We start from the raw sequence: 3591 nt of genomic DNA, 5'->3' as shown, positions 1-3591 counted from the left end.
AGAGAAAAGAGAAAAGAGAAAAGAGAAAAAGAAGACACGAGCCGCAAGCGGCAATATCAAAACAAGCGGGAGCGCGGTTGTTTTGATATTGGCATTTGCCAACACACGAACCGGCAACGGTTCTCGGCTGTTCCTTAAAAATTCATAGAGTCGAATCAGCGTCGCTGGTGGAAAGCGTGGAAAACATCCACGCACCGTGCCATCAGCGACAAGAATTTGATTGCGTCAAAACGGACATGAAATTCGAAAGAAAATCTGTTCAAGTAATGACGAATGGTTCTCAAAGCACCGCCAGAAATGGTGGAGCCAAGAAAATATTCGCGTTACGGCATGAAACGCGCGAGGTGCAAGACCTCGCAAGTGAACTTGAAAGAAGACCGAGAAGTCGGAGTGCAAGCTCTGGCGTCAAAGTTATAGGGTCAAGTGAACAAGAGCATGTGGTGGATGCCTTGGCGATGATAGGCGAGGAAAGACGTGGTAGCCTGCGAAAAGCTTCGGGGAGCTGGCAAACAAGCATTGATCCGGAGGTCTCTGAATGGGGAAACCCACCCGCAAGGGTATCGCACTCTGAATACATAGGGGTGCGAGGCAAACCAGGGGAACTGAACCATCTCAGTACCCTGAGGAAAAGACATCAACCGAGATTCCCAGAGTAGTGGCGAGCGAAATGGGAAGAGCCTTGCAGTGATAGTCGGTAGATTAGCAAAGCGGCATGGAAAGGCCGGCCATAGTGGGTGATAGCCCCGTATGCAAAAATTTACTGGTGGTACTAGGCTGCAGACAAGTAGGGCGGGGCACGAGAAACCCTGTCTGAACATGGGGGGACCATCCTCCAAGGCTAAATACTCATCATCGACCGATAGTGAACCAGTACCGTGAGGGAAAGGCGAAAAGAACCCCGGGAGGGGAGTGAAATAGATCCTGAAACCGCATGCTTACAAAAAGTCGGAGCCCGCAAGGGTGACGGCGTACCTTTTGTATAATGGGTCAGCGACTTACATTCAGTGGCAAGCTTAACCGAATAGGGAAGGCGCAGGGAAACCGAGTCCGAACAGGGCGATTCAGTCGCTGGGTGTAGACCCGAAACCAAGTGATCTATCCATGGCCAGGATGAAGGTGTTGTAACAGGCACTGGAGGTCCGAACCGACTAGTGTTGCAAAATTAGCGGATGAGCTGTGGATAGGGGTGAAAGGCTAAACAAACTTGGAAATAGCTGGTTCTCTCCGAAAACTATTTAGGTAGTGCCTCAAGTATTACCTTCGGGGGTAGAGCACTGTTTAGGCTAGGGGGTCATGGCGACTTACCAACCCTATGCAAACTCCGAATACCGAAGAGTAGAGCTTGGGAGACAGAGCACCGGGTGCTAACGTCCGGACTCAAGAGGGAAACAACCCAGACCGCCAGCTAAGGTCCCTAAAACGGGCTAAGTGGGAAACGAAGTGGGAAGGCTAAAACAGTCAGGATGTTGGCTTAGAAGCAGCCATCATTTAAAGAAAGCGTAATAGCTCACTGATCGAGTCGTCCTGCGCGGAAGATGTAACGGGGCTAAGCCAGTTACCGAAGCTGCGGATGCACGAGCAATCGTGCGTGGTAGGAGAGCGTTGTGTAAGCCTGTGAAGGTGTCTGGTAACGGATGCTGGAGGTATCACAAGTGCGAATGCTGACATGAGTAGCGTTAAAGCGGGTGAAAAGCCCGCTCGCCGTAAGCGCAAGGTTTCCTACGCAACGTTCATCGGCGTAGGGTGAGTCGGCCCCTAAGGCGAGGCAGAGATGCGTAGCTGATGGGAAACAGGTCAATATTCCTGTACCGCTCAATGGTGCGATGTGGGGACGAAGAAGGTTAGCTCAGCCGGGTGTTGGACATCCCGGTTCAAGCCTGTAGTCGTGCCCGGTAGGCAAATCCGCCGGGCTGAGATGAGGGGTGATAACGAGTGTGCTTGCACATGAAGTGAGTGATACCCTGCTTCCAGGAAAAGCCACTAAGCTTCAGCCATTGACGACCGTACCGCAAACCGACACTGGTGCGCGAGATGAGTATTCCAAGGCGCTTGAGAGAACTGCGGAGAAGGAACTCGGCAAATTGATACCGTAACTTCGGGAGAAGGTATGCCCTGAGTAGGTGAACTTGTACAAAGGGAGCCAAAAGGGGTTGCAATAAATCGGTGGCTGCGACTGTTTAATAAAAACACAGCACTCTGCAAAGACGAAAGTCGACGTATAGGGTGTGACGCCTGCCCGGTGCTGGAAGATTAATTGATGGGGTGCAAGCTCTTGATCGAAGTCCCAGTAAACGGCGGCCGTAACTATAACGGTCCTAAGGTAGCGAAATTCCTTGTCGGGTAAGTTCCGACCTGCACGAATGGCGTAACGATGGCCACACTGTCTCCTCCGCAGACTCAGCGAAGTTGAAATGTTTGTGATGATGCAATCTCCCCGCGGAAAGACGGAAAGACCCCATGAACCTTTACTGTAGCTTTGTATGGGACTTTGAACGGATCTGTGTAGGATAGGTGGGAGGCTTTGAAGGGCAGGTGCTAGCTTGCCTGGAGCCAACGTTGAAATACCACCCTGGTGCGTTTGAGGTTCTAACCTGGGTCCCTTATCGGGATCGGGGACAGTGCATGGTAGGCAGTTTGACTGGGGCGGTCTCCTCCCAAAGCGTAACGGAGGAGTTCGAAGGTACGCTAGTTACGGTCGGACATCGTGACGATAGTGCAATGGCACAAGCGTGCTTGACTGCGAGACTGACAAGTCGAGCAGGTGCGAAAGCAGGACATAGTGATCCGGTGGTTCTGTATGGAAGGGCCATCGCTCAACGGATAAAAGGTACTCTGGGGATAACAGGCTGATACCGCCCAAGAGTTCATATCGACGGCGGTGTTTGGCACCTCGATGTCGGCTCATCTCATCCTGGGGCTGTAGTCGGTCCCAAGGGTATGGCTGTTCGCCATTTAAAGAGGTACGTGAGCTGGGTTTAAAACGTCGTGAGACAGTTTTGTCCCTATCTTCCGTGGGCGCTGCAGATTTGAGGAGGCCTGCTCCTAGTACGAGAGGACCGGAGTGGACGCACCGCTGGTGTACCTGTTGTCACGCCCGTGGCATCGCAGGGTAGCTATGTGCGGAAGAGATAAGCGCTGAAAGCATCTAAGCGCGAAACTCTCTCCAAGATGAGATCTGCCGGGGCCTTGAGCCCCCTGAAGGGTCGTTGTAGACCACAACGTTGATAGGCTGGGTGTGCAAGAGCAGCAATGCCCTGAGCTAACCAGTACTAATTGCCCGTGCGGCTTGACCCTATAACCTTGACGCCAACCGTGCTGCACCAGCTGCAGCACAACGCCTCAAGACCATGCCAAGGACACAATCAAATTCCATTCGACTCTATGAACGGTCTGCGCCACCAAACAGCACAGACCCCCCTTTACGCCTGATGACAATAGCAAGCTGGCACCACCCCTTCCCTTCCCGAACAGGACCGTGAAACAGCTTCGCGCCAATGATAGTGCGGGTCCCCGTGTGAAAGTAGGTCATCGTCAGGCACCATCACCACACCACAACCCCCTGCCTCCAGCAAGAGCAGGGGGTTTGGTTTT

2 rRNA genes are annotated in these 3591 nt (G+C 52.7%); both read left to right on the top strand.

Annotated features, from left to right (window positions below):
- Positions 1-417: 417 nt before the first annotated feature.
- Positions 418-3294 (top strand): 23S ribosomal RNA (locus tag K320_RS0117840).
- Between the two features lie 130 nt (positions 3295-3424).
- Positions 3425-3537, top strand: a 5S ribosomal RNA gene (gene rrf, locus K320_RS0117835).
- The last annotated feature ends 54 nt before the right edge of the window (positions 3538-3591 follow it).

It is taken from the genome of Comamonas badia DSM 17552 (assembly GCF_000484635.1).
Taxonomy (GTDB): domain Bacteria; phylum Pseudomonadota; class Gammaproteobacteria; order Burkholderiales; family Burkholderiaceae_C; genus Comamonas_C; species Comamonas_C badia.
Note: the sequence above shows the minus strand (reverse complement) of the source record. Positions and strands in the feature narration are given on the sequence as shown.